The sequence below is a fragment of the Haemophilus sp. SZY H53 genome (assembly GCF_054332375.1).
Window position 1 is genome coordinate 192,003 of sequence record NZ_JBTGNV010000004.1, and the last position, 24,460, is coordinate 216,462.

The 24,460-nt window shown below is 38.8% G+C and carries 26 protein-coding genes and 1 rRNA gene; 11 read left to right on the top strand and 16 right to left on the bottom strand.

The genetic code is table 11. From position 1 onward, the window contains the following. Positions 1–27: 27 nt before the first annotated feature. Entirely contained in the window at positions 28–384 is a 357-nt protein-coding gene (gene folB, locus ACXVWB_RS05680; RefSeq protein ID WP_049356175.1) for a dihydroneopterin aldolase, read from the bottom strand. A gap of 97 nt (positions 385–481) precedes the next feature. On the opposite strand from folB, the gene plsY reads away from it, so the two are divergent. Beyond that, positions 482–1,081 (top strand): glycerol-3-phosphate 1-O-acyltransferase PlsY, encoded by a 600-nt coding sequence (plsY, locus tag ACXVWB_RS05685; protein ID WP_014064698.1) that lies wholly within the window; start codon positions 482–484, stop codon positions 1,079–1,081. A gap of 49 nt (positions 1,082–1,130) precedes the next feature. Here plsY and rpoH read toward each other — a convergent pair whose 3' ends face one another. From rpoH to ACXVWB_RS05720, 7 genes are all read right to left on the bottom strand, one after another. Continuing rightward, entirely contained in the window at positions 1,131–1,973 is an 843-nt protein-coding gene (gene rpoH, locus ACXVWB_RS05690) for an RNA polymerase sigma factor RpoH (protein ID WP_289901644.1), read from the bottom strand. 146 nt (positions 1,974–2,119) lie between these two features. Then, positions 2,120–2,431, bottom strand: a complete 312-nt coding sequence (locus ACXVWB_RS05695; protein WP_289901645.1) for a DUF2322 family protein — start codon at positions 2,429–2,431, stop codon at positions 2,120–2,122. A 19-nt stretch (positions 2,432–2,450) separates the two neighbouring features. Next, on the bottom strand, positions 2,451–3,476 hold the full coding sequence (gene murB, locus ACXVWB_RS05700) for a UDP-N-acetylmuramate dehydrogenase (protein WP_289901646.1): 1,026 nt from the start codon (positions 3,474–3,476) through the stop codon (positions 2,451–2,453). 9 nt (positions 3,477–3,485) lie between these two features. Next, positions 3,486–5,189, bottom strand: a complete 1,704-nt coding sequence (narQ, locus tag ACXVWB_RS05705; protein ID WP_289901647.1) for a nitrate/nitrite two-component system sensor histidine kinase NarQ — start codon at positions 5,187–5,189, stop codon at positions 3,486–3,488. A gap of 136 nt (positions 5,190–5,325) precedes the next feature. After that, positions 5,326–6,540, bottom strand: coding sequence for an MFS transporter (locus ACXVWB_RS05710; protein ID WP_297569652.1), 1,215 nt, complete (start codon positions 6,538–6,540; stop codon positions 5,326–5,328). Between the two features lie 142 nt (positions 6,541–6,682). Then, positions 6,683–6,835 (bottom strand): DUF1232 domain-containing protein, encoded by a 153-nt coding sequence (locus tag ACXVWB_RS05715; RefSeq protein WP_005696968.1) that lies wholly within the window; start codon positions 6,833–6,835, stop codon positions 6,683–6,685. 35 nt (positions 6,836–6,870) lie between these two features. Next, complete coding sequence (locus tag ACXVWB_RS05720; protein ID WP_014064693.1) at positions 6,871–7,131, bottom strand: YfhL family 4Fe-4S dicluster ferredoxin; 261 nt, start codon at positions 7,129–7,131, stop codon at positions 6,871–6,873. A gap of 75 nt (positions 7,132–7,206) precedes the next feature. On the opposite strand from ACXVWB_RS05720, the gene ACXVWB_RS05725 reads away from it, so the two are divergent. From ACXVWB_RS05725 to fbaA, 3 genes are all read left to right on the top strand, one after another. Then, positions 7,207–7,920 carry a ribonuclease T2 family protein gene (locus ACXVWB_RS05725; RefSeq protein WP_289901649.1) on the top strand — a complete coding sequence of 238 codons (714 nt, stop codon included), beginning with the start codon at positions 7,207–7,209 and terminating at the stop codon, positions 7,918–7,920. A gap of 98 nt (positions 7,921–8,018) precedes the next feature. Next, entirely contained in the window at positions 8,019–9,179 is a 1,161-nt protein-coding gene (pgk, locus tag ACXVWB_RS05730; protein ID WP_289901650.1) for a phosphoglycerate kinase, read from the top strand. Positions 9,180–9,271: 92 nt separating this feature from the next. Further along, on the top strand, positions 9,272–10,351 hold the full coding sequence (fbaA, locus tag ACXVWB_RS05735; RefSeq protein ID WP_126470328.1) for a class II fructose-bisphosphate aldolase: 1,080 nt from the start codon (positions 9,272–9,274) through the stop codon (positions 10,349–10,351). Positions 10,352–10,634: 283 nt separating this feature from the next. Here the strand turns inward: fbaA and ACXVWB_RS05740 are convergent, their stop codons facing one another. Then, complete coding sequence (locus tag ACXVWB_RS05740) at positions 10,635–11,012, bottom strand: helix-turn-helix domain-containing protein (RefSeq protein WP_289901651.1); 378 nt, start codon at positions 11,010–11,012, stop codon at positions 10,635–10,637. A gap of 141 nt (positions 11,013–11,153) precedes the next feature. On the opposite strand from ACXVWB_RS05740, the gene ACXVWB_RS05745 reads away from it, so the two are divergent. The 4 genes from ACXVWB_RS05745 (at position 11,154) to ACXVWB_RS05760 (ending at position 15,717) form a co-directional block, all read left to right on the top strand. Then, on the top strand, positions 11,154–11,768 hold the full coding sequence (locus ACXVWB_RS05745; protein WP_289901652.1) for a Slam-dependent surface lipoprotein: 615 nt from the start codon (positions 11,154–11,156) through the stop codon (positions 11,766–11,768). Between the two features lie 54 nt (positions 11,769–11,822). After that, entirely contained in the window at positions 11,823–13,178 is a 1,356-nt protein-coding gene (locus ACXVWB_RS05750; RefSeq protein WP_289901653.1) for a porin family protein, read from the top strand. 266 nt (positions 13,179–13,444) lie between these two features. Next, positions 13,445–14,689, top strand: a complete 1,245-nt coding sequence (locus ACXVWB_RS05755) for an O-antigen ligase family protein (RefSeq protein ID WP_289901654.1) — start codon at positions 13,445–13,447, stop codon at positions 14,687–14,689. Then, complete coding sequence (locus ACXVWB_RS05760) at positions 14,686–15,717, top strand: glycosyltransferase family 9 protein (protein ID WP_289901663.1); 1,032 nt, start codon at positions 14,686–14,688, stop codon at positions 15,715–15,717. The genes ACXVWB_RS05755 and ACXVWB_RS05760 overlap by 4 nt, the downstream gene beginning before the upstream one ends. Here ACXVWB_RS05760 and yczE read toward each other — a convergent pair. Then, positions 15,667–16,332, bottom strand: coding sequence for a membrane protein YczE (gene yczE, locus ACXVWB_RS05765; protein WP_289901655.1), 666 nt, complete (start codon positions 16,330–16,332; stop codon positions 15,667–15,669). The genes ACXVWB_RS05760 and yczE overlap by 51 nt on opposite strands. A 190-nt stretch (positions 16,333–16,522) precedes the next feature. Here yczE and ACXVWB_RS05770 point away from each other — a divergent pair, with 190 nt between their 5' ends. Then, entirely contained in the window at positions 16,523–18,064 is a 1,542-nt protein-coding gene (locus tag ACXVWB_RS05770) for a YjjI family glycine radical enzyme (protein ID WP_289901656.1), read from the top strand. Positions 18,065–18,106: 42 nt separating this feature from the next. On the opposite strand, the gene recQ is transcribed toward ACXVWB_RS05770, so the two are convergent. Continuing rightward, complete coding sequence (gene recQ / locus ACXVWB_RS05775) at positions 18,107–19,972, bottom strand: DNA helicase RecQ (RefSeq protein ID WP_289901657.1); 1,866 nt, start codon at positions 19,970–19,972, stop codon at positions 18,107–18,109. Continuing rightward, positions 19,972–20,277: an iron donor protein CyaY gene (cyaY, locus tag ACXVWB_RS05780; protein ID WP_289901658.1), complete on the bottom strand. Its 306-nt coding sequence runs from the start codon at positions 20,275–20,277 to the stop codon at positions 19,972–19,974. The genes recQ and cyaY overlap by 1 nt, the downstream gene beginning before the upstream one ends. 95 nt (positions 20,278–20,372) lie before the next feature. Here cyaY and lptM point away from each other — a divergent pair, with 95 nt between their 5' ends. Together lptM and lysA are read left to right on the top strand one after the other, a co-directional pair. Continuing rightward, a complete protein-coding gene (lptM, locus tag ACXVWB_RS05785) occupies positions 20,373–20,498 on the top strand; it encodes an LPS translocon maturation chaperone LptM (RefSeq protein WP_005697346.1) in 126 nt (41 codons plus the stop codon). 27 nt (positions 20,499–20,525) lie between these two features. Beyond that, positions 20,526–21,776, top strand: a complete 1,251-nt coding sequence (gene lysA, locus ACXVWB_RS05790; RefSeq protein ID WP_289901659.1) for a diaminopimelate decarboxylase — start codon at positions 20,526–20,528, stop codon at positions 21,774–21,776. A gap of 53 nt (positions 21,777–21,829) precedes the next feature. Here the strand turns inward: lysA and hemN are convergent, their stop codons facing one another. The 4 genes from hemN to rrf all read right to left on the bottom strand — a co-directional run. Continuing rightward, positions 21,830–23,197, bottom strand: a complete 1,368-nt coding sequence (gene hemN / locus ACXVWB_RS05795) for an oxygen-independent coproporphyrinogen III oxidase (protein WP_289901660.1) — start codon at positions 23,195–23,197, stop codon at positions 21,830–21,832. Further along, positions 23,197–23,640 (bottom strand): DUF2489 domain-containing protein, encoded by a 444-nt coding sequence (locus ACXVWB_RS05800; protein WP_289901661.1) that lies wholly within the window; start codon positions 23,638–23,640, stop codon positions 23,197–23,199. Before ACXVWB_RS05800 ends, hemN begins: the two co-directional genes overlap by 1 nt. A gap of 5 nt (positions 23,641–23,645) precedes the next feature. Then, positions 23,646–24,203, bottom strand: a complete 558-nt coding sequence (gene yihI, locus ACXVWB_RS05805; RefSeq protein WP_289901662.1) for a Der GTPase-activating protein YihI — start codon at positions 24,201–24,203, stop codon at positions 23,646–23,648. Positions 24,204–24,384: 181 nt separating this feature from the next. Continuing rightward, positions 24,385–24,460 (bottom strand): 5S ribosomal RNA (gene rrf, locus ACXVWB_RS05810); the annotation flags it as partial.

Below are 24,460 nucleotides of genomic sequence, written 5' to 3' on the forward strand. Positions count from 1 at the left end.
TGACAAAGTGCGGTCAATTTTCAGCGATTATTTCAACTCGCCTCGTTCTACAATAATCCCAACATTACTGGCTTGAGCAACGGCTTTAGGTTTGCTTAATTTGAGGCGTAACCATGAAATCCCAAAACGTTGTTGTAATTGTTCTGCTACTTCATAAGCCACTCGCTCAATCAATAAAAATGGCTTAGCTTGCACATAGTCTAAAATAAATTGACTGACTTCGGCATAATTGAGGCAGTATTGCACATCATCTGTTTCTGCGGCTTTTTGACAATCCCATGCCATTTCCAAATCAAAAACGAGCTTTTGTTTAATTTGTTGTTCCCAGTCATACACACCGATTTGTGCGAAGACCACTAATTCTTCAATAAAAATACGATCCATCTCTCATTCCTGTAAAAATATAGTGGGCTTATGCTATCAAGTTTGGTTAAAATAACGAACAAGTTTTTCAAATACAATCAAGATTGTGGAGCACAAAATGAGCCTATTTGCCCTTTTTTATATGATTTTTGCTTATTTACTGGGTTCGATTTCCAGTGCAATTTTGATTTGTAAGGTTGCAGGCTTGCCTGACCCGCGAAAAAATGGCTCTCATAACCCTGGTGCGACCAATGTATTACGTATTGGCGGACGTTGGGCGGCGCTTGCGGTATTAATTTGCGATATTTTAAAAGGGATGTTACCTGTTTGGGCGGGTTATTATTTAGGGCTTACGCAATTTGAATTAGGCATGGTTGCATTAGGGGCTTGCTTGGGGCACATCTTCCCTATTTTCTTTCAGTTTAAAGGCGGGAAAGGTGTAGCGACTGCATTCGGTGCCATAGCACCCATCTCTTGGGGCGTCGCCGGCTCAACACTAGGTACGTGGTTGTTAGTCTTCTTAATTAGTCGCTATTCTTCATTAAGTGCGGTTATCACTGCACTTCTCGTGCCATTTTATGTTTGGTGGCTTAAACCGGAATTTACCTTCCCCGTTGCCTTAGTTTGCTGTTTGCTGATTTATCGTCACCACGACAATATTCAGCGCTTATGGCGAGGCCAAGAAGATAAAATGTGGGGGAAATCCAAGAAGAAATAAATAAAAAAACCTGTCGATAATCGACAGGTTTTCTTTTTATCAAAATGGCTTAGAAATCTACCGCACTTTTAAGTTTTTTCAGTGCGTTCGCTTCAAGCTGACGAATACGTTCTGCAGACACATTATATTTTGCAGCAAGATCATGAAGTGTGGCTTTATCATCATCTAACCAACGTGCTTTGATAATATCTTGGCTACGTTCGTCAAGATTAGCTAAGGCTGTACCTAACTTTTCTGTAGCTTGTTCTTCAAAGTTTTCGCTTTCAAGTTCTGCCGCAAAGTTTGAGCTTTTATCTTCTAAATATAAAGAAGGTGCATAAGCTTCGTCATCATCGTCTGTTGGCAAATCAAAGCCTACATCGGCCCCTGTCATGCGGGATTCCATTTCGATGACATCTTCTTTTGACACGCCAAGCTCATTCGCCACCATATCCACTTCGTTTTCATTGAACCAACCTAAACGTTGTTTGGTTTTACGTAGGTTAAAGAACAATTTACGTTGTGCTTTCGTAGTAGCGACTTTCACAATACGCCAGTTGCGAAGGACATATTCATGGATTTCAGCTTTGATCCAATGCACCGCAAAAGATACAAGACGAACACCTACTTCCGGATTAAAACGTTTTACCGCTTTCATTAATCCGATATTACCTTCTTGAATTAAATCTGCTTGCGGTAATCCATAACCTGAATAACCACGCGCAACATGAATAACAAAACGTAAGTGTGATAAAACTAACTTTTTCGCTGCTTCAATATCACCGCCATAATACAAACGTTCTGCTAAGCTTTTTTCTTCCTCTGCAGTCAGCATCGGATATTCGTTTGCTGCTCGAATATAACCTTCGATGCTACCTTGAGGTACTAACATCATTTGAGTTTCTTTATTCATTCTTCTCCTCACAGCATGCGGAGCAACGCCCCGATTCATTACTTATTTGTTATTGTATAACAACTATTGTCATTATACCTCAATTTGTTTTATTTGACAGTTTTTAACGATTAAAAGTTCAAATTAATCACTAAAAATTTTCCAAATTAATTTAATGGCACAAGTGAATAAACTACATCCTCTGCCACAACCTTAAACAATAGATCAATATTAGGGTGTTTTCCAGGATTTTGTTTGGCATCTTCAACATGCTCTGCAAACCATTCAATGCCTTGCTGCGCTGAAGGGCGGTCTAATTTTCCATTAAATTTTTCAGCCAGTGCATTATAAAGACGAAGCGAGCCAAGTTTGCCTGGTGCAGCAGGAATATGATGAATCACGGTTTCACCGTTTAATACATCTAAACCCGTTAAATGATCAATGCTTGGTAAAGTCTCTAAAATGTCTTTAAAGTTCATGATTGCTTTCCTCTATAAATTAACTAATGGCTTGCTCTGAATTCATTTCGCCATTCGCGCCCATAAAGCGCACTTCTGGCTGTAAATACACACCAAATTTATCTGCCACGGTTTGACGGATATGATGTGCTAACTTAACCACATCATGCCCAGTGGCATTGCCTTTATTAATCAGCACTAAAGCTTGTTGTTGATGAATCGCTGCGCCACCGATTTGAAATCCTTTTAAATGGCATTGATCGATTAACCAACCTGCTGCCAGTTTCACTGAACCATCCGGTTGTGGAAAGTGCGGTAGATTTTCGACCTGTTTTTGGATTTTCGCAAATTGTTCTGCACTTACCACAGGATTTTTGAAGAAACTGCCCGCATTACCAAATTCTTTTGGATCGGGCAATTTGCTGCGGCGAATATGGCACACTTCATCAAACACTTGTTTTGCCGTTACAGTTTGAGGATCAAAATTCACTAATGAGCCATATTTTAAAATTGGTTGCCAATTTTTGGCTAATTTCAATCCAACCGCTGTAATCACATAACCTTGTGCATAGCGATGTTTGAAAATACTTTCACGATAACCAAATTCACATTCACTCGCCTGTAAACGGAATTGTTCGTCCGTGTTGAGATTCAATACATCCACGTAATCGCACACATCTTTAAATTCTACGCCATACGCGCCAATATTTTGAATCGGTGCTGAGCCGGCACAGCCGGGAATGAGTGCGAGATTTTCTAAGCCGTCAACCCCTTGTGAAAGCGACCATTCCACTAACTGATGCCAATTTTCGCCACCATTAACATGCAAATAATGGTAATTGCTATCTTCTGTATGTTGAATACCCGATAAACGGTTAACAATTACAACACCTTGGAAATCTTCTAAAAACAGCATATTGCTGCCTTGTCCTAAAAATAAGACAGGTAGATTTTCAGCTTGCGCTTTTTGCCAAGCTTGTTGGATTTGTTCAATCGATGTGGCTTCAATAATTTCACGCGCATTTGCTGGAATATTGAAGGTGTGAAACGGCTGTAAACTTTGCATTAACTTTCCTTAAAAAAGTGTGTGAGGAAGCGTGATTTTCACGATAGTACCGCCTTGCTCCCCTTTTGAAATACTGAACTGAGCATTTAATTGTCGACTGCGCTCAGTCATGATATTTAAACCATAATGTCCGTCTGGCTCGTCTAATGTAGGTATCCCTACGCCATTATCTTGTACGAGGATTTCGTATTCGCCCTCAGCATTAATATGGGCTTTTACTTCTATACGTGTGCCTTTGGAGTGTTTCATCGCATTTAACGTTGCTTCACGTACAATTTGCAGAACGTGCACTAATTCTTGTGGATTTAAACTTTGTGAGGGCAAACTACATTCTACGGTCATTTGCATCTTCGTTTGTGAGCGCAAACTTTCGATAACTTGTTCCAAGGCAACCTGTAAGTTGGCTTCTTGCACCGTTAAACGGAAGGTCGCCAATAATTCTCGTAATTGAGAATAACCATCTGATAAGGCTTGTTCAAATTCACCAATGATGGCAATGCTTTTCTCTTTTGATTCCTCGTCTTCTTTCTTCAAATTATGCTTTAACAGCGTTAATTGAATTTGTAAGAAAGACAGCACTTGTGCCAACGAGTCATGTAATTCCCTTGCAATGATTGACCGCTCTTCCATCAATAAGAGTTGCTCTTGCTGGCGTTGCGTTTTGTGTGAATACAAGGCTTTTGCCACCATTTGCCCTAAGTTTTTCATCATGCGAGGATCAGGGCAAGGCAAACCGGCTTGCCACGAGAGCACCGCTAAGTTTTCATTTTCAATGGAAAGCTCTTCGACTTGAAGTGATTGTTTAGGATCTTTTTGTCCAAAGGAAATTTCCCAATGTTCTGCACCTAGAATTTCTAACTCAATGTAGCGTAAATGTTCGCTAACACGAATATGATTGAGCACTTGACTGAGAATTTTATCATTAATCTTTGTTGGCGTAAGTAACTGAGAGCTTTGATAAAGTGTTGTTAAAGAGCGATTGGTTTGACGCAACTTTTGCGTTTGCTCATTTACCGCATCTTCTAAACGGGAATAAAGCCGCCCTAACTCTGATGACATTTGGGTAAACACTTTCGCCAAAACACCAAGCTCATTACCACTTTCTGTATCAAGCTGGATATGGTTAAACTGCCTCATTTGCACTTGCATACTGGCTTTCGTCATTAACTCTAGAGGCTTAACAACCTCTTTCTTTAAATACCAAATTACGTAAGAAACCATCACAACAATCAGCAACATAGAGAAGCAAAGTACTGAAACCGCAATGATCCATTTTTGTTCCGAAAAACGTTGAAGCTCTAAAACAAAATCGTCCACATCTTGCACATAACTTTTTAATTCTGCATAGTATTTTTCTACCTGTTGTAAATGAGCAAGATCAGACATCATCACCCAACGTTTAAGAATTTTCTGATAGGATTCTTGCACTTCAGAAGGCACAAACAATTGTTGTTGTACATTGCGTAAGGCCTTAGCATTGAGACTATGTTGGTAGCGCACTAAATTCTGTTCAACCGTATCTGGCGACCGCTCCATTTCCGTCAATATGCGATAACTTTGCATACGTAGAGAACCGGAAATATTAATGGCTTCCGCGTCCGATTTATTACTGGCCATCACGATCAAACTCAATGAGCTAATAATGCCCATGAAGATAATGACCACAAATAAATATTTAGCAATACGGGTAGAAACTGAACGTTTAGCGTACACGGTAATTCTTTAAAACAGGGGAAAAATGCCCATAGTTTAGCACAAAGTGCGGTTGAAATTGGCTGATTTTTCATAAATAAAAAAACATCGGTTTTAACCCCGATGTTTTCAAAAACTTGATTTTTTTTGACTGCACTTAGCTCAATTCTTTGCCTTTTAATTCGGGCACTAAGAAGACTGTCGCTACCATGTCGATGACATAAATCACCGCCAAGAAAGCAATCGCAATGCTGAATGAATACGCAGAGACAATCGCTCCGACAACAACCGGTCCGAAACCACCTACGGCACGACCTAAGTTAAACAACACATTTTGTGCCGTTGCACGTGCTTCTGTCGGATAAGCTTCTGCCATTAATGCGCCATAACCGCCCATCATGCCGTTCACAAACATCCCCAAGAATGCACCGGCCACCAACATAGCGGTTGGTTCGGTTAATTGAGAGTAAGTGATAATGCTGATCACCGCACCAAGTTGGAACAATAAGAAACTTGGTTTACGCCCGATTCTATCGGCTAGACGACCAAAAATCCAAATCCCTGCCATCATGCCGCATACCGTAACAGCCGTCCATAAACCTGATTTTGTTAAACTAAAACCAAGTTGTTTAGATAAGAAGTTTGGCATCCAAATCATAATACCGTAGTAACCGAAGTTTTGTACGGAAGTTAACACCACCACACCAAGGCTCACTTTTGTGGTTGCTTTATCTTTCACTAAGAGTTTGAAAGATTCCAGTTTAGATATTTTTTGGGTTGAAAGTTCAGTCTGTTTTTGCGAAAAAATTTCAGGTTCATGTAAGCGTACTCGTAAATACCAAGCAACAAATGCAGGGAAAATACCAACAACGAACATGCCACGCCAGCCGATATGTGGAAGCAATACAGGGGTGAGTAATGCCGCCGCTAACACACCAACTTGCCAACCTAACGCCACATAAGACGCGGCTTTTGCACGGTGTTTTGCGGGCCAAGCTTCAATAGCTAATGCCATACCGATACCAAATTCACCACCCAAACCGATCCCCGCGATGGTGCGATAAATTAATAAATCCCAATAGCCTTGTGCGATTGCACATAAACCGGTAAATACGGCGAAGAGGACGATTGTCCAAGTTAGTACACGTACACGCCCATAACGATCGCTTAATGCACCAAATACAATACCACCCACCACAGCACCAATAAGAGTCCAGGTAACTAATGAGCCAGATTGTGCGGGAGTTAAATTAAGATCGGCCGAAATGGCACTAAGCATAAATCCAAGAATAAGAAGATCGAATCCATCCATCGCGTAGCCGACAGCTGATCCAACCAAGGCTTTCCAGCCATATTGATTGACGTTTGTCATGATTGAGATTCCTTTTGCTACTCACGGGTAGCGTTTAAAGTGAAATGATGAGGGAAGAAATTTTCCGATGCGTAGTTTAGAGAAATTGACGGAATTTTGCAAGAATGAGAAAAACAAAGTGCGGTTGATTTTATTCAAGTTTTTATTTTTTCAATAAAATTCGAATTAATAAGGCAATGGCTGCCGCATCATCGACTAAACCTAATGGGCCAAGCACCGCTTCAGGCAAAATATCAATGGGACTGAACAGATAAATCAGAATGATGGCGATTTTGATTAACTTCGTTTTATTCATAGTCATTGGACGAAAAGAAAAAGATCAGGTAAATTCTACAACTTATCCGAATGGTGAATCATCACAAAACGTTCCCAAAGCTGCTCTTCGCTTTCTTGATGCTCAGGATCTGGCTTGATGCAGTTGGTAATCGGGCAAACTTTTTGGCAGGTTGGCGTGTCATAATGACCAACACATTCCGTACAAAGTACAGGATCGATCACATAGATCTCCTCGCCGATTGAAATTGCTTCATTCGGACATTCGGGGAGACACATATCGCAGTTTGTGCATTTATTTGTGATCAGTAACGCCATACCATTCCTTTATATGAGAAAGCGGCGAATTATAGCCGACAAAAGCAAAATTGACAAAATTTAAACAGGATTTTTATGAAAAAACAGGTTTCCACTCTTTCCCTTATTGCCCTTGCTGCATTTAGCATTTGGCAATATTTTACTGAACACAAAAAAGATACAAAACCAGCCCCAACAACCACACAACAACAAAGCCAAAGTGCGATCAAAAATACCAAAGATTTTGGGAATTATGATGTCATCATGCGTGATGATGCTATTGGGCAAAATAAAAATGCCCCAGTTGATTACTATATGTTGGCCTTATCTTGGTCGCCGGCATTCTGTGAAAAACAACGTGCGCAATATGGCAATAATTTACCTGATTCAGCGCAATATCAATGTAGTACAAAAAATCAATTTGGCTGGGTAGTGCATGGATTATGGCCGCAAAATGCGAATGCACGCTCTGTTACGGATCACCCTCGTTTTTGTAATGGTGATTTATCGCCACTTCCAATTGAAACGTTCGAGCCTTACCTTTCAATCTCGCCAGGCGCAAAATTGTTGCAAGGCGAATGGGAAAAACACGGTAGCTGTGCGTTTGATTCAGCAGAAGCTTATTTCAAACAAGAGAAAGCATTATTTGAATCGCTTTCTTTGCCAAACGAACAATTAAGCCGTAAAGAATTATTTCAATGGATGAAGCAAAATAATCCGCAATTAAAAGGCGCTTATTTAGGGGCGAGCCATAACGAATTATTTATTTGCTACGATCGCCGATGGCAAGTAATCGATTGCCCTAAATAAGCATAATTCACTTTTTTATTTGATCTACATCGTTACAACCTAGTAAGAACTAGGTATAATGTCCCCGTTTAATTTTAACTAACCCAAGAGGAAAGCTTATGTCAGTAATCAAAATGACCGACTTAGATTTAAAAGGTAAACGTGTATTTATTCGCGCAGACTTAAACGTACCGGTAAAAGATGGCAAAGTGACATCTGATGCGCGTATTCGTGCGACTATCCCGACGTTAAAACTGGCTTTAGAGAAAGGCGCAAAAGTGATGGTTACCTCTCACTTAGGTCGTCCAACTGAAGGCGAATTCAAACCTGAAGATTCTTTACAACCGGTTGTTGATTACTTAAAAGACGCAGGTTTCAATGTGCGTTTAGTGCAAGACTACTTAAACGGTGTGGATGTTAAAGAAGGCGAAATCGTTGTTTTAGAAAACGTTCGCGTGAACAAAGGTGAGAAGAAAAACGATCCTGAATTAGGTAAAAAATATGCCGCACTTTGTGATGTATTCGTGATGGATGCATTCGGTACGGCTCACCGTGCGCAAGCATCAACTTACGGCGTAGCAGAGTTTGCACCGGTTGCTTGTGCAGGTCCATTATTAGCGGCTGAGTTAGATGCATTAGGTAAAGCACTAAAAGAACCTGCTCGTCCAATGGTCGCGATCGTAGGCGGTTCTAAAGTTTCCACTAAATTAGAAGTATTAAATTCTCTTTCAAAAATTGCTGACCAAATTATCGTGGGTGGTGGTATTGCAAATACGTTCATTGCAGCAGCGGGCCACAATGTGGGTAAATCATTATATGAAGCAGATTTAATCCCTGTAGCAAAAGAATTAGCCGCAAGCACAGATATTCCTGTTCCGGTTGATGTACGTGTTGGTACTGAATTCTCTGAAACTGCACCTGCAACAGAAAAATCAGTGACTGAAGTAAAAGATGACGAATCTATCTTCGATATCGGTGATAAATCTGCTAAACAATTAGCTGAAATCATCAAAAATGCAAAAACCGTTTTATGGAATGGCCCAGTTGGCGTGTTTGAATTCCCTAACTTCCGTAAAGGGACTGAAATCATTTCTCACGCGATTGCAAACAGCGATGCATTCTCTATCGCAGGTGGCGGTGATACTTTAGCAGCTATCGATTTATTCGGTATTGCAGATAAAATCTCTTATATCTCTACCGGTGGCGGTGCATTCTTAGAATTCGTTGAAGGTAAAGTATTACCAGCAGTAGAAATTCTTGAAAAACGTGCGAACGGTTAATTAAATGGCTTCTGTCCCCTCTGCACAGAGGGGATAAATATTGATTTTTCAAACGGAGGAATGAATCCTCCAAAACAAAAGGAAACACAACTATGGCTAAATTATTAGATATCGTAAAACCAGGTGTAGTAACAGGTGAAGATGTACAAAAAATCTTTGCTTATGCCAAAGCAAACAACTTCGCAATCCCTGCAGTGAACTGCGTGGGCTCTGACTCCGTAAATGCGGTATTGGAAACCGCTGCACGTGTAAAAGCGCCAGTAATTATCCAATTCTCAAACGGTGGTGCAGCTTTCTACGCAGGTAAAGGTATCAAACCAACCACCGGGGCACGTCCAGATGTTTTAGGTGCGATCGCAGGTGCGAAACACGTTCATACTTTAGCCAAAGAATATGGTGTACCCGTTATTCTTCATACTGACCACGCGGCGAAAAAATTACTTCCATGGATCGATGGCTTACTTGAAGCGGGTGAGAAACACTTTGCAGAAACTGGTCGTCCATTATTCTCTTCTCACATGCTTGACTTATCTGAAGAGCCAATGGAAGAAAACATGGCAATCTGCCGTGAATACCTTGCTCGTATGGACAAGTTAGGTATGACCCTTGAAATCGAAATCGGTATTACCGGTGGTGAAGAAGATGGCGTAGATAACTCAGATGTCGATGAATCTCGTTTATATACTCAACCATCTGATGTGCTTTATGTTTACGACCAATTAAACCCTGTAAGCCCTAACTTTACCGTTGCAGCAGCATTCGGTAACGTACACGGTGTTTACAAACCAGGTAACGTAAAATTAAAACCATCTATTTTAGGTGCATCACAAGAGTTCGTTGCAAAAGAACGCAACCTTCCTGCTAAACCAATTAACTTCGTTTTCCACGGTGGTTCGGGTTCTAGTCGCGAAGAAATCCGTGAAGCAATTAGTTATGGTGCAATCAAAATGAACATTGATACAGATACTCAATGGGCATCTTGGAATGGTATTTTGAACTTCTATAAAGCAAATGAAGCTTATCTTCAAGGTCAATTAGGTAACCCAGAAGGCCCAGATGCGCCAAACAAAAAATACTACGATCCACGTGTTTGGTTACGTAAAATGGAAGAATCTATGTCTAAACGCTTAGAACAATCTTTCGAAGACTTAAACTGCGTTGATGTTTTATAATCCTGTAAATTATATTTAAATATTAAGGCTAAATTCTAATAGAATTTAGCCTTTTATTTTAATTTAGGAATTAATCTTCGAATTTATTAAATATCAGTAATGGATTAACGCTTCTATATTGAATTCTACTAACTAATACACAATATTATTTTTATCATGTCTTTATTTTTATTGTTTAACAGAAAATAAATTTAATGGAACCTATAAAGATAGCTTGATTATAGCAAGTATTTTATTGATTCTTTTATTTTTAAATATAGTTTCTTAACACAAGGAGATGAGGCTATGGGTAGGTTCTAAGAAGTGCTTGCATCAAATTGAGAATTAAATACTTATGCTCATTATTTAATTGAAGGAAACTCTCTAAACCTTGTTTTTCAATAAGTGATTGTGCATTTAAAGTGGTATTACTTGCCCCGGTCTTTAACCATTCTGCAGAAACATTTAACCAATCGGCAAGTACTTGGATTTTGTCAAAAGAAGGGATTGATTGACCATTTAGCCATTTATAAATTGCTTGGGGTGTGACAGACCCTGAAACATAACGTAAGTTAAATTCCCTCTCAATGTCTGATACTTTAAATGTACCGTAAGAAGCGGCTTCAAGAGCAACTCGTAACCGTTGGCTAAAAAGTGCTTTTTCATCAAATATTTTCTGCATTTAATAATTATAACGATAACCCAAATAATAAATTCACCAAATGATTTTTAAATTAACAACTGGACAGTTGAGATATAGAGTCTAGTTTCCTATTAGAATTAAAGTTAATCTTTCTAACTAAGAAAAAATGAGGAAATCGTTATGTTAAAACAATTAAATAATGTTGCTATTTTAGGATTATCAGCCTTAGCTGTCGCTTGTGGTTCTGGTGGTGGTTCTGGTACTGCACAAACACCAGATGGTACAAAATTTGATTTAAATAATAGTGACAAAGGACTAACTGGCGGTAATACGATGGATGGAACACTAATTGGTTATAACCAAAATCATTCATTTTACGGTGTGTGGGTGAATCACGATAAAACTCGCCAAGAAATTCGTTATCAAGGTACAGTAACACCAACTTCAAGTATTCCAAAAGGCTCTGCAACTTATACGGGGCATGCAGTGCGTGCAAGAGATAGTATCATTGCTCAAAATATTAATGGCGTACAAGCAGATGGAAAAACCACTCTTAATGTAAATTTTGATACTAAAAAAGTTGATGGAAAAATTGAGATGCCACTTGCTCGTGATATTACTCTGCATGAAACTAGTTTAAATGGTAATAGTTTTAGTGGTAAAGCTAGTGTATTCTTGAATGACGGTGGTAAATATACAGGTGCATTATATGGGCCAAATGCCGAAGAAGCTGCTGGTATTGTAACTTTTGATAATAATTCAGCATTAAATACTTCTTTTGGTGGCTATCGTTAATTTATTTTTATATGTTAATAGGCGGGTTATTCCGCCTATTTTATTAGGTGTAATATGAAAAAAGCGTTATTTTGGCTATTCTACTCATCTTTTTCATTTTCTGCGACTGCTCACACATTATCGTTACCAGATATAACATATCTTCAAAGTAATCCTAAAATGATTGAAAAACTATTATCCGAAAATATATATTCTTTATCTGGAAAAGAACTGGCCCGATTAATAGATCTGTATCAATATAATCCTCATTTCAATAAACATTTAGCTCAATTTGCACAAGGGCGTATTGCCTTTTTAGAACAAGATTATTACGAAGCAATTCGGCTTTATCGACAAGTCTTATCGGAAAACCCAGAATTAAACCCAGTTAGAATCGAGTTAGCGATTGCATTATTTCATCAAAGGCAAGATAGTGCAGCAAGAACTCAATTTGAAAAAGCAAAAGTGGAAAAAGATCTACCTGATGGTTCGTTGTTGGTTATTAATAATTATCTGCAAGCATTAGATAAGAGACAAAGTTGGGAGATAGATTTTGCAGCTCATTATATCCGAGATAAAAATGTCAACCATGCAGCAAATGTCAATTATGTGCCATTGTCTAATCGTGCAGTACTGACCAAATCCCCAAAAATGTTGCCACAATCAGCCCATGGAGTTGGATATTTTTTCTCGGTTTCTCGAGATTTGAATTTATTCGATTCTCACTATTTTTTATTCGGCAATCGAGCTTGGGGTAAAGAGTATTGGGATAATCATGAATATGATGATATTTTAAACCGCACTTTTTTAGGTTATGCCTATAAAAATGCATCTCATATAATAAAAGTGAAACCTTTTTATGAGCGTCGTTGGTATGGCAACCATCGTTATCGCTGGAATAATGGTGTGCAAGTTGAATATGATTTTCACTTTAACCCACATTGGCAACTATCTTATTCTGCTGAATTTGAAAAACAACATTATTTTATTGAAAAAGAGCTTAATGGACATCTAACACAGCTTACATCAACCTTAATTTTTCAGCCAAACACTCGACAATTTTTCTATATTGGAGGTGACTGGATAAATGAAAAAACTCAAGTAAGGCAATATGGTTCTAAAAGCAAAGGCCTACGTTTAGGTTGGGGACAAGACTGGGGAAAAGGAATATCTTCACAAATAGCCGTGTCATTTATTAAACGAAATTATAAAGATGTTGCTAAATTAGGTAATTTAGATATTTTCTCCTTTAATAAAAACCGTAAAGATCATATTTATTCTCTAAATTTATTAGTTTGGAAACGAGATTGGCATTTGGAGGGAATTACACCTAAACTACAGTTTATTTGGAAAAAGCAAATAAGTAACATTCCTCAAATGTATTCTTATCAACAGAAGAATATTAATCTGATTTTTGAAAAGAGTTTTTAGTAAAACATCTTAATAAAAATAAGGTAAAAGTTTATACCAGATAATTAACTGGCTTTCATGAATAATTTCTATTGCTATTTAAGTACTACCTACAATCATTTATCTGGAGAGACAATGGAGGAATCTCCCTCTAAACGCTTAGAACAATCTTTCGAAGACTTAAACTGCGTTGATGTTTTATAATCCATAAAAATAGACTAAAATAAGACCGCACTTTCTAGTGCGGTTTTTTAATGTAATCTCCCCCAAAATATCGGCCATTATCTATGTACATAACAAAACAAAATTGGTTACCCACCATCATAAATTTTGCGGTAACACTATTCTTTCTTTCTATTTTTATTGTCAAGGGTGGGTATAATGCAGCACCAGTTTTACTGATGTTAATCAGTTTAGGTTATGGCATTTATAGTTTAATCAAGAGAACACTATTAAACTTATCAAAAGTGGACAAATGGTTAATTTATAGTTACCTTTTTTATTTCTTTACATTTATTTTTTCCCTCTTCATTCATGGAGGGAAAATGCGCGATATCGATACGGCAAGTCGAGTAGTTTTCTTAATTCCTATCTTGTTTTTATTGTTAAAATACCCAATCAAAACTTGCGTTTTGAATTATGCGATTCCTCTTGGTGGAATGAGTTCCACCTGTGTTGCACTTTATGATAAATTTATGTTGAATTTACGCCCAGAGCAAAATCCTCGAATTATGCATATTCAAGGTGGTGACATTTCTATGTCATTAGGTATTTTTAGCCTAGTTATTGCCCTCTATGCCCATCAGAAAAAAGACATAAAATTAACCGCTCTTAGTGTTATTGGTGGTTTATGTGGCATCATAGGAAGTTTACTTTCCACTGCTCGTGGAGGATGGGTGACATTACCTATCTTACTTATTGTTATCCTTTATATCTATCGCCATTCTCTTTCGAAACGTTTTTTCCTGACTTTCTTTGGAATCATTGCCGTAGCAAGCGTTGGCATTAGCCAAATGCCCAATAACCGAATTATGGAACGGATTGACGTTGCACGAAAAGATATCCAACTTTACTTGGATAATAATGATGGCAATACTTCTCTAGGTGCGCGTTTTGAAATGTGGAAAAGTGCACTTGAAATGGCAAAAGAAAAGCCTTTATTTGGCTGGGGCATTCAAGGGGCGACAGAAAAGCGTAAGTTAGATACGAAAGAAAAAATTGTCACGGGTGACATTGGACAATTTACGCATGCCCATAATCAATATTTAGACGACCTCTCAAAACGAGGAATAGTTGGGTTGCTCGCCTTACTTGCTGTTTTATTTATCCCTCTACGTACCTTTATGAAAAACCTGAAAACAGCAAATAATGAGATCAAGCTAATTGCAACGTTAGGCGTTGCCCATATTTTATCTGTGATGATCTATGGCTTAAGCCAAGGTTTCTTGGTACATAATTCAGGTACTATTTTTTACTTTTTCTTAACGATTGTGTTTTATACCGCAATAAGAACACGGCAAAAGGCAGAATAATGAAAATTTTAGTCATTCGTAACGATAAACTGGGGGATTTTGTTCAGGCGTTTCCGGCTTTTGCGATGTTGAAAGCCTCAAATCCCGAGCTAAAACTGACCGCACTTGTGCCAGCTTATACGGCCCCATTAGCTCAAATTTGCCCCTATTTAGATAATGTCATCATTGATAATGCCAAGAACGACAAAGCGGATGTTAATCGTCTTGTTAAAGAAATCAAAGAGCAGCAATTTGATGGCATGATTAGCTTCTTTTCCAATACTCATAACGGTAAATTAGCATGGAAAAGTGGAATTCCTTATCGTCTTGCACCCGCAACAAAATGGGTGCAAATCCTTTATAACCATCGTTTAACACAACGCCGTTCACGCTCAGAAAAATCTGAAGCAGAATACAATCAAGATTTGGTTCGGGCGTTCTTAAAAAAACACCATATGCCGATTGTGGAACCCAAACCACCTTACCTTTCACTTCCTGAAAGTGCGGTTAAAAATCAACGTGTTTTTCTTCAAGAACAATTAGGCTTATCGGGAGACAAAAAATGGGTGTTTGTGCATAGCGGAACAGGTGGTTCAGCAACAAGTCTCTCATTGTCACAATATGCTCAATTGATACAAAGCTTGTTAAGCGAATTTGATTGCCAGATTATCTTAACGGCAGGACCGGGTGAAAGTGAAAAGGCCCATGAGCTAGCAGCAAAAATCGATAACCCAAATGTGGTTGTGTACGATAAGAATAAAGGATTAGTGGATTTTGCACACTCACTGGCTTGTGCGGATTTATTCATTGCAGGCTCTACTGGACCATTGCATTTAAGCAGTGCATTCAATGTGCCAACGATCGGATTCTATCCAAATAGTCGGTCATCTCAGCCTCGTCGTTGGAAACCGATTAACGATGCAGACAAACACATTGCTTTCTGCCCGCCAAAAGGGAAAGAGGAAATGAATTTAGGTTTAATTTCTATTGATGATGCCTTAGTGGAGATTATCCCCTTCGTGCGGAAGATGTGGCAAGCGAGCAATTGAGTTTAAGCATAACTGCACTATCCAACCTATCGCGGCGGCAAAAACAACGGTACCAATTCCGACTGTGCCGCCGAGAATATAACCTAATACACAAACCGACACTTCAAGACTTGTTCTCACAATCCCCACTTTTAAATGAAATCGTTGACAAAGCCCCACCATTAAACCATCCCGCGGGCCTGCCCCCTGATGACAGGTTAAATACAATGCCGTCCCTAATCCATAAAGCAAAAGCCCAATTCCATCGAATAAAATTCGGCTAAAAAGTGCGGTTGGTTCTGGCACAATTTTCGTGGTTAAGCCAAGGAAAAAGGCAATCACAATAATATTTAGAATGGTGCCAAGCCCAAGCCTTAATTTGAAGGGAATCCAAGCTAACATTACCAAACAGCTAATCCAAAATGATGACCAACCGATACTCACCTTAGCTTGTAATGCCACACCTTGAGAAAGCACGGTCCAAGGTGAAGAGCCCAAATTAGCGAGCACAATTAAGCCATCTCCAATGCCCAGTATTGCCAATGCAAATAAGAGCATCGACATGGTTTTACCTTCGACTGACCATAGCGATTTGGCTGCCCAACTGGTGTGGGGAATCACCCGTGCTTTTTTCATATTATTCCTGTTTATGTTTAACGCCAACATCATAATGGGAAATCCGATAAAACCCAAACATTTTAACGTCATATGATATAACCGAATTGACTGATAAATATCATAAATGTGATGCGGATCACATTGTCAAAATTGTCATTACTCATTCACTGACTTAAAATAAGCTACCCTTTTTAATCAGGACATTATTATGCTTGCATCTCTTCAAGATATTTTGGATACCGTAAAATCCAACACGCTCACCTATCAACAAAAACTCATGTGTTTAGGCAATATTGCCGAGCGATTATTTGATCCTCGTGAATTATTAGGCTATACGGATGAAGAATGGCAATTCCTTCAAAATCAAATGATCTGTGATTTAAACGAAGGCTATGCGATTTATCGTCCTCGCTATATTTTGCCGGATTACAATGTGTATATTAAAAAAGGCTGTGAATTCCTTGAATTGCCCGCACCAAAAGATCTTGATGAAGCATTAGATGGCTTATTGATTTTATATTCCCACGTGCCATCAATTACCACATTCCCGGTTTACATTGGGCGATTAGACATGCTACTTGACCCGTTTATTACCGATGAAGAACAAGACTACATCAAAATTAAACGTTTCTTAAATCATGTGGATAAAACCGTGCCAGATTCATTCTGTCATGCCAATATTGGGCCTTATGACACCAAAGCAGGGCGTTTGATTTTAAAAGCGGTGATTGAGTTGGAAGCACCAACACCAAATATGACCATTCGTTACGATAAGAGTAAAACAAGTCGTGAATTTGCAGAATTAGCAGCAAAAGCCTGCTTATTGGTTTCTAAACCGTCTTTTGCCAACGATGCTTACTACATTTCTGACTTAGGCGAACAATATGGTATTGCAAGCTGCTACAACGCACTTCCTGAATGTGGTGGGGCTTATACCCTCACTCGTTTGCGCTTAGGGACTATCGCGCGCGCCTGTAAAACCGTGGATGAAATGGTCAATGAACTTTTACCTCGTGTTGCAAAATGCGCGCTATCCACTATGGATAAACGTCATAAATTTGTAGTAGAAGAAAGCAACTTCTTCAATACCTCATTCCTCGAAAAAGAAGGTTTTATCAAACGGACTAATTTTACAGGGATGTTTGCTATTGTTGGTCTCGCTGATGCAGCAAATCATTTATTGCAACAAGAAGGCTTAAACGAAACCTTTGGTAAAAGCCAACGCGGTGATGAAATTGCAACCTTGATTATGGATAAATTAAAAGAAGTCACGGATAACCATGAAGGCGTGTATGCTGAACGCACGGGCAACCGTTATTTATTACATGCGCAAGTGGGTGCAAGCAATCATGAAGAAGATAAACGTAATGCGCCTGCGCATCGTATTCGTGTGGGTGAAGAACCAACATTATTAGCTCATTTAAAACAATCAGCGCCATTCCATAAGTACTTCCCATCAGGTACGGGAGATTTGTTTGCCTTTGACCAAACCTATGTGGATCATTTAGATGCCGTCGTTGATATTATCGATGGCTCATTTGCTCAAGGTTACCGCTACATCACCACTTACCTTAAAAACACCGATTTGATTCGTGTAACGGGTTATTTGGTGAAGAAAAGCGAAGTGGAAAAATACCGTAAAGGTGAAGTAGCATTGCGTGATACTACTTGGTATGGTTCGGGTACCGATGATTGTGCACAAGTCTTTGACCGTCAATTACGCGATGAACAAGATGTAAGAGCAAGCTAGAAAAAAAGTGCGGTTGAAAAATTCTCTGTTTTTTAACCGCACTTATCTTTTTTCTGCCTTTTCTAAAATTGCTTTGTGCTCTCGAATCAATGCCATAAACGGCTGCCCAAAGCGTTCCAATTTGATCGCACCCACCCCATTAATTTGTAACATCTCAATATTACTTGTTGGCATATATTGCGCCATTTCCTGTAACGTTGCATCGTTAAAGACAATATAAGGTGGAATATTTTCTTTATCCGCAAGTTGCTTCCTTAAGAAACGCAAACGAGCAAACAGATCTTTATCGTAATTTACTACCGTATTTTTATGAGACGTATGCACAATTTTATTAATGGATGAAATGCGTGGCATCGCTAATTCAAGCGGCACTTCGCCTTTTAAAACAGGGCGAGCACTTTCTGTGAGCTGAAGCGTGGCACTATTAAACTCACCAAGCACTTGTTGAATAAAACCAAGATGAATCAGTTGGCGAATGACAGATTGCCAATGTTCTTTGCTTTTATCTTTACCAATGCCATAAACACTTAACTTATCATGTTGGCGTTCTACAATTTTTTGATTATGCATCCCTCGCAATACCGCAATCACATATTGCACACCGAAACGTTGCCCCACACGATAAATCGTCGACATCACTTTTTGCGCATCAATTAAGCCATCATATTTCTTTGGCGGGTCAAGACAAATATCGCAGTTTTGACAAGGTGTTTGACGATATTCACCAAAATAATTGAGTAATACCAAGCGGCGACAAGTTTGACTTTCGGCAAATTCACCAATGGCTTCCAATTTATGTTGTTCAATTTGACGTTGTGGCGTCTCTGGCTTTTCAAGCAAAATTTTCTGTAACCACGCATAATCAGCCGGTTCGTAGAAAAGCACCGCTTCCGCTGGTAAATCATCTCGTCCCGCACGACCAGTTTCTTGGTAATATGATTCAATGCTTCTCGGCAAATCAAAATGGGCGACAAAACGTACGTTAGATTTATTAATTCCCATGCCAAACGCAATCGTCGCAACCACAACTTGAACATTGTCTCGTTGGAAATCTTGCTGGACTCGTTCACGCAGTGCGGTTTCCATTCCCGCATGATACGCCGCAGCCGACACGCCTTTATTTCTCAAAGTTTCGGCTATACGTTCTACTTTCGAACGACTATTACAATATACAATGCCGCTTTTGCCTTTTTGAGCTAAAACAAAACGCGTAAGCTGCTCCATCGGCTTAAACTTTTCTTCCAACGTATAACGAATATTTGGGCGATCAAAACTGCCTATGTATTTGTGAGGATTATCCAATTTAAGATGAGTGAGAATATCCTGTCTTGTCGCGTAATCCGCTGTCGCCGTTAATGCCATAATTGGCGCATTTGGAAACGCTGCTTTTAAGCTACCAAGTTGGGTATATTCAGGGCGAAAATCATGCCCCCACTGTGAAATACAATGCGCTTCATCAATAGCAATAAAGGAAATTTGAGCATAAGAAATCAGCTGAAAAAAGCTGTTTGTCATCACTTTTTCAGGCGAAACATATAATAATTTTAATTGACCTGAAATCAGCTTATTTTCAACTTGCTGTTGTTGTTCTGGCGTCTGACTAGAGTTTAGAAAATCCGCTTCAATGCCGTTTGCTTGGAGTTGATCCACCTGATCTTTCATCAAAGAAATCAAAGGCGAAATCACTAATGTGAGACCGGGAAAACAAAGTGCTGGAATTTGATAACACAGGGATTTGCCATTTCCTGTGGCCATCACCACTAAGGCATCCTGACCGCTTAACGCAGCATGAATCACTTCTTCCTGCCCTTTGCGGAAAGATTGGTAACCAAAAACAGACCGTAACGTATGAAGTGCGGTCGTTTTTAAGTCTGTTTTTTGCGGGGCATATTCCGCGAGTTCGGCCATTAGAATGTTACCGTTTCTCCGTGAGCGGCAACCGCCTCGGTTAAACAATCCCAAAAGCGTTTACCATCATTTGCTACCCAATCATTGTTTTTATAGGCAAAATGAAATCCACCCAAGCGGCTCGCAAGCCAAAGCTCAAGAAGGGGTTCTTGCTTATTAATCACGATTTGTGAGCGGTCATCAAATGTGATCGTGAATACCGAACCCTGCGTTTCGCAATCCACATCACAACCTTGATTCTCTAACGCTTCTTCAATTTTTTGCCAAACCTGTTCAATATTTTGGTGAAATTCTGCAACATTCATAAAATTTTCCGATTAAATCTGATAGAATGCCGTGAATTATAAAGCCTTTCGCCTCGTTGGCAAAGGTAGATTTTACTGATTAGAGAGATTGAAAAATGAAAAAATTACTTTCTATTTTGTTATTAAGTGCATTCTGCACCTTAGCTACAGGTTGCGGTGTAAAAGGGCCATTATATTTTCCTGAAAAAGAACAGCCGCAAAACACACAAAAAACACAATAAAAACTGACCGCACTTAAAGGATTCGTCATGGATTTTTTCCAATATAAAAACGAGCAACTTTATGTTGAAGATTTGCCCGTCAAACAACTCGCTGAAGAATTCGGCACACCGCTTTATATTTATTCTCGTGCAACACTTGAACGCCATTGGCACGCCTTTGACTCAGCCTTAGGAGATCATCCACATTTAATTTGCTATGCCGTAAAAGCCAATTCTAATATCGGCATATTAAATGTAATGGCAAAATTAGGCTCAGGCTTTGATATTGTTTCACAGGGTGAATTAGAACGCGTATTGGCAGCAGGTGGTGACGCATCAAAAGTGGTTTTTTCCGGTGTGGCAAAATCTCGTGCCGAAATTATGCGTGCGTTAGAAGTGGGCATTCGTTGTTTTAATGTGGAATCTGTTGCGGAATTACACCATATCAACCAAATTGCTGGCGAAATGGAAAAAATCGCACCCATTTCTTTACGCGTGAATCCCGATGTTGATGCTCATACACACCCTTACATTTCCACAGGATTGAAAGAAAATAAATTTGGTGTGAACGTAGATGAAGCACGTGAGGTCTATAAATTAGCAGCGGCCTTACCTCATGTAAAAATTACCGGTATGGATTGCCATATTGGCTCTCAGCTGACTGAATTACAGCCCTTCTTAGATGCGACTGATCGACTCATTCGTTTAATGGAACAATTAAAAGAAGATGGTATTACGTTAAAACACTTAGATCTCGGTGGTGGTTTAGGCGTAACTTATACTGATGAAACGCCACCTCATCCAAGTAATTATGCCGCAGCGTTACTGAATAAATTAAAAAATTATAAAGATCTCGAAATTATTCTGGAACCAGGTAGAGCGATTGCGGCGAATGCGGGTATCCTAGTTGCTAAAGTGCAATACTTAAAAAGTAATGAAAGCCGTAACTTCGCGATTACCGATACTGGCATGAACGATATGATTCGTCCTGCGCTCTATGAAGCTTATATGAACATCATTGAAATTGACCGCACTTTAGAGCGTGAAAAAGCCATTTATGATGTTGTTGGTCCTGTATGCGAAACCTCTGATTTCTTAGGCAAACAGCGTGAGCTCGCCATTGCTGAAGGTGATTATATTGCTCAACGCTCTGCTGGAGCTTATGGTGCAAGTATGTCTTCTAACTACAATTCTCGTCCACGTACGGCTGAAGTGTTAGTGGATGGAAACAAAGCTCACTTAATTCGTCGCAGAGAAAATCTCAGCGAATTATGGGCACTAGAAAGCATCGCGAAATAAATAGATTGAAAGAAAAACGGTCAAGATTTAAGTCTTGACCGTTTTTTGTATAACTAAATAATTCGAGAGAATTGTTGTCGTTTTGCTGCTGCTCTTGAATAGGTATCAAAGCATAAGCAAATATTACGGATTAATAATCGACCTTTAGGCGAAACTTGTAAGCCTGTTTCTGTTTCAGAAATTAACCCATCTTCAAGTAATGGCTGTAATAACTGTAAATCTTCAGCAAAGTGTTTTTTAAAATCAATATTATATTGTTTTTCAATTGGTGCAAAATCAAGCTTAAAGTTACAAATCAATTGCTTAATCACATCACGACGTAAGCAATCTTCTTCTGTCATCGCTAAACCTTTATGCAGTGCAATACCTGAATTTTCTACATCATGATAATAATGTTTTAATTCTTTTTGGTTTTGAGCATATGTATCACCTAATAAACTAATGGCTGATACACCTAAACCGAGCAAATCACATTCTTCTTGCGTGGTATAGCCTTGGAAATTTCGATGTAAGACACCTTTCTCTTGAGCAATCGCTAATTCATCATCTGGTTTAGCAAAGTGATCCATACCGATAAACTTATAACCAGCATTGCCTAAGGTTTCAATCGTTTTCTGTAAAATTTCTAATTTAGTTTCCGGTGGTGGTAATTGATCTTCTTTAATTTTTGCTTGCCCTGCAAATCGACTTGGTAAATGAGCATAGTTAAAGATACTTAAACGATCTGGATTCAATTCAATCACTTTATGCAATGTAAACATAAAGCTTTCCACATTTTGAAGTGGCAATCCATAAATTAAATCAAGATTCGTTGATTGGAAACCTAACTCACGCGCACGAACAAGCAAAGCATTTACAAACTCTTCATCTTGTTCACGATTTACCGCTTTTTGAACCGCTTTATTGAAATCTTGTACACCCATGCTAATTCGGTTAAAACCAATATTGCGTAAATGATCAAGCATATCGAGTTCAATCTCGCGTGGGTCCATTTCAATACTGACTTCTGCATTATCCGCAATCGTAAAATGATCTTTAAGCATCTTCATCAAACGAGTAGATTGTTCTTCTGTCAAATAAGTCGGTGTACCGCCGCCCCAATGCACTTGAGTCGCAACACGATTTTTGAATAATTCTGAGCGCGCTTTGATTTCTTGTTCAAGGTAATCAAGATAAATATCCGCCTTATGTTGATGACGAGTAATCACCTTATTACAGCCACAGAAATAGCAAAGTTTGTGACAAAACGGAATGTGTACGTAAAGGGAAAGTGGTCTTTCCGGATAACGATTAGCCGCTGCAATAAAATCTTCGTTTGTGTAACTTTCATTAAATTCTAATGCAGTTGGATAAGATGTATAACGAGGTCCTGATTGGTTATATTTTTGAATTAACGCAAGATCCCAAATAATTTCAGACATTAAGCTTCCCCAAATTTCTCTACGTCATTTAAAAACTGACGTAACTCCAACATAATTTCTTCTTCAAATTTTGCTTCTGCACTTTCTCGCTCAAGATCGAGTTTCATTCTTTCTTTTTTTAACAATGCTTTCCGAGCTTCATGCGTAGGCATTTCTTTTACAATATTATAAAGTGCATACATCGCTTGATATGGCTGCAAAGATTGTCCAAAAGGGAGTAAAAGCATTGATAAACGAATCACTCCTTCTGAATGGTTACAATCTCCATTTTGCATCGCTTTAGCGATAATTACCATACTCTCTTTTAGGCGTTTTGTACGCGTTATTTTAGCCTGTTTAATGAGAGTGTTTTGATGGCGTAACTTCCTAAGTAATTTGAAAGCATAAAATGATACACCAGCAATAATTCCCAAAGCAATGATACTGAAAATAATCGGCCACATGACAATTATCTGAATTGGTTGATATCAATCTTCTCGAAGGTTCGATAGAGATCATCCTCTGTCTCATCTTCATCTTGAATACCCAATTCTTCCATTAACTGAGCAATACGATCTAAACATTCATCCACAAATTGTTGATCAGCTTTACTAATCGTTTTACCTTCATCTAAGGCATCCAGCAATTCATTTAGAATTTCATTATTTTCTAAACGTTCTAACTCAACTTCAGGCGCAAGTTTTTTCGGCTCTTTTACTGCTGGAATTATTATCCCTTTCTCAGGTTTATTCACAAATTCAACAATCAGTGGAACCTTTTTACGACTGCCAATACGCGGATCTTTTTGTTCAACGACTTGATTATGCTTATTTTGCTCAGCGTTACTATGACGAGAACCCGATGCTAAACCTTTATGTTTACGTTTTTTCTTATCTTCTCTTGCTTTAGCATCTAATTCATAACGTGTTAATTTTTTACCTGATAGCTTAGGTGCTTCAGGTTTCTTATCTGATTTACGAATTGGCATAATATCGCTAATTTTACGACTTTTCTTTTTACGAGCCATTTGTGTTATTTATCCTATAAAAAATTTTGGTGATTGTACCATTCCACCTATATTTTCTCATTAAAAGATTTAAACATCTTTTAATAAAACTATTCTGATTTTGACCGCACTTTTAGTTTATTAAACTCAAATCTAAAAACAAAAAACCCCAAGCCATTCAGCTCGGGGTTCTATATTCACTACCTGGCGGTGTCCTACTCTCACATGGGGAAGCCCCACACTACCATCGGCGCATCGGCGTTTCACTTCTGAGTTCG